Raw genomic sequence first — 6399 nt, forward strand, 5'->3', positions numbered from 1 at the left:
CAGAGTCCAGATCGCGCGCATGGGCTAACCCGGCCTCTGGTCGTGGCCCATCACTTCGAGGAACCACGCCTCGAGTGATTTGCGGGCGACGCTCAGCTGATGCAGGTCGGCGCCTGCGCCGACCTGGGCGCGCGCGGGTTCGGGAACCTGCGCCGCGTCGGCCAGGCGCATGCGCGCGGCGACGACTTTGGCGCCGAGCTCGGCGGCCGGCGCGAGGTCCGGCTCCCACGCCAGCACCTCGCCGAGACCGGCCAGCCGCTCGCGAAGCGCCGGCGTCGCGCCCGCGAATCGCAGCTGGACTTCGACGTGTTCCGCGGCCGGATCGCCGAGCCGCAGCTCGTGCACCACGCGCCCGCCCTTCACGAACGCCACGCGATCGCAAGTCGCTTCGACCTCGCCGAGCAGATGCGAGTTGAGGAACACCGCGGTGCCGCGATCGCGCAGGTCGCGGATCACATCGCGCACCAGCAGCCGCCCGATCGGATCGAGGCCCGAGGTCGGTTCGTCGAGGAACACCAGCTCGGGCTCGTTCAGGAGCGCCTGCGCGAGCCCGACACGCTGGGTCATGCCCTTGCTGTAGGTGCGAATCGGCCGTGACGCCGCGTCGTTCAGGTCCACGCGCGTCAGCAACGCGTCGATGCGCTGATCCAGCACCCGTGCCGAGAGCCCGTGAAGACGGCCGTGAAATCGCAGCAGCTCCCGGCCGGTGAGCCAGTCCTGAAACCGGAAGTGCTCGGGCAGGAAGCCGAGCTTCGCGCGGGCCGCGCGGTCGCCGAGCTTGCGGCCGAGCACCCGGGCTTCGCCGCCCGAAGGCTCGACCAGTCCGAGCAGCATCTTGACCGAGGTCGTCTTGCCGGCGCCGTTGGGCCCGAGAAAGCCGAAGACCTCCCCCCGCCTGACCGACAGGGAGAGATCCGCGACCGCGAGTTTCGGACCGAATCGCTTTCGCAGCGCGCGCGTCTCGACGACGAATTCGCTCACGCGGACACGTTAGCGCATCGATTCGGCCATCTGAACCAGTTCGCCCGAGCTGACCGTCCCGGTGAGCGCGCGCAGTTGCCCCGCTTCGCTCCACAGCAGCGTCTGATGCTCGCGCCCCTGGGGCTGGTCGCCGCGGCTCTCCACCAGCACGCCCTTCTGGCCATGCACCGTCACCTCGCGGAACGACGTCGCCGTGATCGGGAGCGGCACGACCAGCGTGGAGCTCCAGTCGATCGAGTTCGCCAGCCGCTGCGCCTCGGAGGCATCGAGCCCCAGCACCCGCAGCCCCAGTTCACCGGCCTGCGAAAGCTGGAAGCCCGGCGGAAGCTTGATCTCGGGGCTCTCGCACTGCATCACCGACACCTGCCGCTTCGGGCTCGCGTAGGTGAGCGTCACCACGCGCGGGACCCGTACATCGAAGGTCTGCCCCGCGAGCCCGTCGGGGATCCGCACGTCGCGCAGATCGAGCAGGTCGAGCACGGTGCGGAGCTTCTGCGGATCGAACGTCAGTCGCATCCGGCCTTCGCCGGCCACCTGCACCTTGTCGAGCTCCATCGACGGCGGCAGTGTGGACGGCGTCTGAAAGCGGAGTCCGGTCGCCGCGGTCGCGGCCGCGGGGGTCGCATAGATCACCGGCACACCCGGCTCCTTCAGCACCTGCTGCTCGTGAAAGACGAGCATCGCCGGGTCCTGACCCTTGAACTGCTCGTGCAGTCGATCGAGGCGCTCCGGATCGAACTGGATCGCCGTCACCGTGCGCACGCGGAACAGGTCGAGGAACGCCTGCGCGGTCGCCCGCACCGACGGGAATGCGAGGGGCGCGGCCACCACGAGCGCGACCACCACGGTCGCGAACACCGGCACCGGGCGCCACCACAGGGCGCGCGGCTGATTCGCGGCTTCGAGCCCACGCAGTCGCTCGCGCAGCGCGCGTTCGAAGGCCGGGCGCGGAGACTCGCGCAATTCGTTCAGGAAGTCGTCGCTCATTGAGGTTCTCCTTTGTGCCACTCCTGGCGCAGCGATTCGATCGTGCGATGGAGAATGGTGCCGACGTTGCTCTCGCCGAGCTTCACGGTCCGCGCGATTTCGCGGTTCGTGAGGCCCGCTCCGTATTTCAAGGCCACCAGCTCGCGCTCGCGATCCGCGAGTCCCTCGAGCAGCCGGCCGAGTCGCGTCACGTTCGAGCGATGCTCGGCGTGATCCTCGGGCGTTCCGCCGCTCGCGACGTGTTCCGCCGCCTCGAGCGGCTCGTGCCGGCGGCGTGCCCGCAGATGGTCGATCGATTCGTTGCGCGCGATCACGATCAACCAGGTTCCAAATGCCGCGCGGTCACGGCGGTAGCGATGCCGATGGACCCACGCCTTCTCGAACACCCGGGACGCCAGATCCTCGGCCTCGTCGGGCCCCACCCGGTAGCGCAGGAAGTTGTAGATGCGCGGCAATTGCTCGGCGTACTGGGCCTCCCAGTCCACCTCGCTCGCCACGGCTCCCCAGCCGAACCCCCGGTCCATCGCGTCGCTCTGCACGGTCATGTGCTCCTTCATACGGGCCAGACGGCGGAGTATCACGCCGCACGGCGGTCTGACCGCGGCCGGCGCCGGAACAGCCGCTCCCCGCGGGCGCCGATCGACCGCCAGTCCGGCCCCGCGCAGGGCTTTTGCTATACTCCCCGCCGCTTTTCCCCAACGGAGACCCAGTGCCTCGTTTCTATATCACGACCGCGATCGACTACGTCAACGGGAAGCCCCATCTGGGGCACGCGTACGAAAAGGTCCTCGCCGACGCGATCGCGCGCGTTCATCGCCAGCGCGGAGACGCGACCTACTTTCTGACCGGCACCGATGAGCACGGCCAGAAGATCGCGCGCAACGCCGCCGAAGCCGGCAAGACGCCGCGTGCGTTCGTCGACGAACTCGCGCCGACCTTCCAGAACACCTGGAAGGCGCTCGACGTGGCGTACGACCAGTTCATCCGCACCACCGACCCGCGCCACGAGATGGCGGTGCAGGAGCTGTTCCGGCGGCTGGTCGAGGCGACCGCCCCGAAGACCGGCGAACCGGCGCTCTACGAAGAGGACTACGAGGGCTTTTACTGCGAAGGCTGCGAGGCCTTCAAGCAGGAGAAGGATCTCGAGGACGGGTTGTGCCCGATCCACAAGACCAAGCCGAAGAAGATCAAGGAATCGAACTTCTTCTTCCGCCTGTCCGAATACGACGAGGCGCTGCTCAAGCACCTCGAGACCCATCCCGACTTCATCTGGCCCGACTTCCGACGCAACGAAGTGCTCAACGTGATCAAGGAAGGGCTGCAGGACGTGAGCGTCTCGCGGCCCAATGTGCCGTGGGGCATTCCACTGCCCGAGGAGATCGAGAACGGCGAAGGCCACACCGCCTACGTGTGGACGGACGCGCTGCTCAACTACCTGTCCGCGATCGGCTGGCCGGAGCGTCGCTACTCGCTGTGGTGGCTCGCGAAGGAGAAGGAAGTCGGCGGTCCCGCGGCCGCGCGCCAGGACGAGTTCCAGCACCTGGACGGCCAGGGGCGCCCGGGCGCTGCGTGGGCCGGCACGCGCACGCCGCAGTTCACCAATGCGTTCCACGTGATCGGCAAGGACATCAGCCGCTTCCATTGCGTGCTGTGGCCGGCGCTGCTGCTGGCGGCCGGCGTGCCGCTGCCGCGTCAGGTCTATGTCCACGGCTTCATCTACGCGCGCGGCGAGAAGCTCTCCAAGTCGGCCGGCAACATGGTCGATCCGAACGAGCTGGTCGAGCGCTTTGGATCCGACGCGATCCGTTTCTACCTGCTCGATGCGATTCCAACCGGACGCGACGGCGAGTTCACGCTCGAGCAGCTGGTCGAGCACTGCAACACGCACCTCGCGAACAAGCTCGGCAATCTTGCGAGCCGTACCGTCACGCTGGTGCACAAGTATTTCGACGGCCAGGCACCGACCGATTGGGCGCCCGATGCGTTCACCGATCCCGCCGCGCGCGACGGGCTGAAAGCGCTGATCGAAGCCGCGGCGAAGGCCGCCCTCGAGGTTCCCAGGGCGTTCGAGGAGATCCGCCTGAACGACGCGCTCGAGAGCGTGTGGCAGGTGGTCGAGCGCGCCAACGAATTCACCGACCGCGCCAAGCCGTGGGAGATGGGGAAGCACCCCGAGCGCCGCACGGAGCTCGCGACGACGCTGGCGGCCCTGCTCGAGACGCTGCGCGTCACGGCGCTGTGGGTGTGGCCGGTGATGCCGAACAAGTGCGAGCAGCTGTGGACCATGCTCGGACAGCCAGGCAAGCCGGGCGAAACTCGCGGCGAAGCCGCCGCGCCCCGCTTCGGCGCGGCCGAGGCACGCACCGTGGGCCCATCGCAGATCCTGTTCCCGCGCATCGAGCTGGAGGCGGGAGGATCGTGAGCGCGGCACGCCCATGATCGATACGCACTGCCATCTCGCCGACCAGCGCTTCGACAAGGATCGCGTGCACGTGTTCGATCGCGCGCGCGTCTCGGGCGTCACGCACTTCGTCGAGATCGCCTACGCGCCGGCGATCGTACCGAAGGCGCACGCGCTGGCCGCCGAGCACCCGACGGTGTTCCTGTGCGTGGGCGTGCATCCGAGCGAGTCCGCCAAGGTCCCGATCGAGTATCTCGATGAGCTGCGCGATCACGCCCGGCATCCGCGGGTGGTCGCGATCGGCGAGACCGGCCTCGACTTCCATCGCGACTACGCGCCCCGCACGGATCAGGAACGCTGGTTCCGTTCGCAGCTGGCGCTCGCGAACGAGCTGGGTCTGCCGGTGGTGATCCATCAGCGCTCGGCTCTCGAGGACACGCTCGCGATTCTGGAGGAGGTGCGCCCCGAGGCCGGCGGCGTGCTGCATTGCTTCGACGACGGCATGGCGGTGGTCGAGAGGGCGCGCGCACTCGGGTTCAAGCTCGGGATCGGCGGCTGCGTGACGTACGGACATGAAGCGCTCGACGAGGCGGTTCGAAACGCCCCGGAAGACATGCTGGTGCTCGAAACCGACGCGCCGTATCTGGAACCGGAGCCACGCTCGCTCAAGCGCAACGAGCCCGGGCTGCTGACTCGCGTGGTGAGGCGCCTGTGCGAGTTGAGGGATTGGACGCCGGCCGACGCGGACCGGATCACCACCGCAAACGCCCGCGAGCTGTTTCGGATCCCCTAGCCTCGAACCGCCTCAATCGAGCGGCTCAAGGGGCCGATAACCGCAGGGCCGTGGCCACCGTCGACCCTCCCATCCCGGGGCTCTCGCTTCCGCCCCTGCTCGCCCTCGCCGTCGTCCTCGTGGTGATGGCGGTCGGCTTCTATTTGGTCCGAGCGATGCAGCGCCGGTCGGTCGGGCGCACCCGCGGACGCGCACACGAACTGCGCCGTGCCTTGTCGGCGCATCTGGCCGGCCGACTCGATGCCGCGCGGTTGCGATCGCTGGCCGCCAGCGCAACCGAGGATGAGTTCTGGGCCGCACTCGAACACCTTTCGATGAACTGGCAGCGCGGCGATCGCTCGCGCCTCTCGCGAGCACTCCGCGGCGAAGAGTTCTCGGCCGATGAACGCCGCGCACTGCGCAACGACTCGCCGTGGCGGCAGGTGCTCGCGGTGCGTCGCCTCTCGCTGTTGCGCTCACGGCTGACGCGACGCGCGTTGCGGCGCGCGTTGATTCGTGGCCCCGAAGTGGTGACGCAGGCGTGCGCGACCACGCTGGCGTTCGATCGTGATCTCGCCGTGCTGCGCTGGCTGTTGTCGCATCCGCAGGCGCTCGCGCGCCGCACGCATCGGGTGCGCGTGGAACTGTTGCGTTCGTTCGGGCGCGGTGCAGCCCCCGTGCTGCTCGCGGTCCTCGAGGAGGGCATGCGTGACCTGCGCCTCGAGCTGGCGGTGATCGACGCGCTCGGCCTGCTGCGCTCGGGGCGCGCTCGCGTCGAGATCGAGCGACGGCTGCGAGGACGCGAGATGGAGCTGCGCGTGGTGGCCGCGAGGGCCCTCGGCCGCATCGGGCGCGAGGAGTCGGGCGGCGCGCTGCTCGCGGCCCTCTCGGACGAGGCGTGGCAGGTGCGCGCGCAAGTCGCGAAGGCGCTCGGTGCGGCGCGAGTCGATCATGCGGTACACGCGCTGCCGGCGCGGCTCTCGGACCCGTCGTGGTGGGTGCGGCGGCACTCGGCATATGCGCTCGCGCGCCTCGGCGAGCCGGGACGGCTGGCGCTCAACACCATCGTGAACAACTCCTCAGACGGCTTCGCGCGCGACATCGCGCGCGAGGTGCTCGACGGGGGCTTCCCGCTCGATCGAGCCTCGTAGGCTTCGACTTCCGAGGCGCGCGGCTCGCGAGCGCTTTTCACTTGTTCGGCAATCCCCCTAAACTCGCCACCATGCCTTTCGATCCTCTGGCCGCCGGACGCCCACCC

General features: G+C 69.0%; 6 protein-coding genes. 3 read left to right on the forward strand and 3 right to left on the reverse strand.

The window, feature by feature from the left end:
* Nucleotides 1-24 precede the first annotated feature (24 nt).
* The 3 genes from HOP12_08615 to HOP12_08625 are packed head-to-tail and all read right to left on the reverse strand — an operon-like array spanning nucleotide 25 to nucleotide 2513.
* Entirely contained in the window at nucleotides 25-981 is a 957-nt protein-coding gene (locus HOP12_08615; protein ID NOT34215.1) for an ABC transporter ATP-binding protein, read from the reverse strand.
* Between the two features lie 9 nt (nucleotides 982-990).
* Nucleotides 991-1968, reverse strand: a complete 978-nt coding sequence (locus HOP12_08620; GenBank protein NOT34216.1) for a hypothetical protein — start codon at nucleotides 1966-1968, stop codon at nucleotides 991-993.
* Nucleotides 1965-2513: a sigma-70 family RNA polymerase sigma factor gene (locus HOP12_08625; GenBank protein NOT34217.1), complete on the reverse strand. Its 549-nt coding sequence runs from the start codon at nucleotides 2511-2513 to the stop codon at nucleotides 1965-1967. The genes HOP12_08620 and HOP12_08625 overlap by 4 nt, the downstream gene beginning before the upstream one ends.
* 164 nt (nucleotides 2514-2677) lie before the next feature.
* Here HOP12_08625 and metG point away from each other — a divergent pair, with 164 nt between their 5' ends.
* Genes metG through HOP12_08640 form a run of 3 tightly spaced genes read left to right on the forward strand, consistent with a single transcriptional unit; the run spans nucleotide 2678 to nucleotide 6292 of the window.
* Nucleotides 2678-4390: a methionine--tRNA ligase gene (gene metG / locus HOP12_08630; GenBank protein NOT34218.1), complete on the forward strand. Its 1713-nt coding sequence runs from the start codon at nucleotides 2678-2680 to the stop codon at nucleotides 4388-4390.
* Nucleotides 4391-4403: 13 nt separating this feature from the next.
* Nucleotides 4404-5162, forward strand: a complete 759-nt coding sequence (locus HOP12_08635; GenBank protein ID NOT34219.1) for a TatD family hydrolase — start codon at nucleotides 4404-4406, stop codon at nucleotides 5160-5162.
* Between the two features lie 50 nt (nucleotides 5163-5212).
* Nucleotides 5213-6292 (forward strand): hypothetical protein, encoded by a 1080-nt coding sequence (locus tag HOP12_08640; protein ID NOT34220.1) that lies wholly within the window; start codon nucleotides 5213-5215, stop codon nucleotides 6290-6292.
* Nucleotides 6293-6399: the final 107 nt, after the last annotated feature.

This window comes from Candidatus Eisenbacteria bacterium (genome assembly GCA_013140805.1).
In the GTDB taxonomy this organism is placed as follows: domain Bacteria; phylum Eisenbacteria; class RBG-16-71-46; order RBG-16-71-46; family RBG-16-71-46; genus JABFRW01.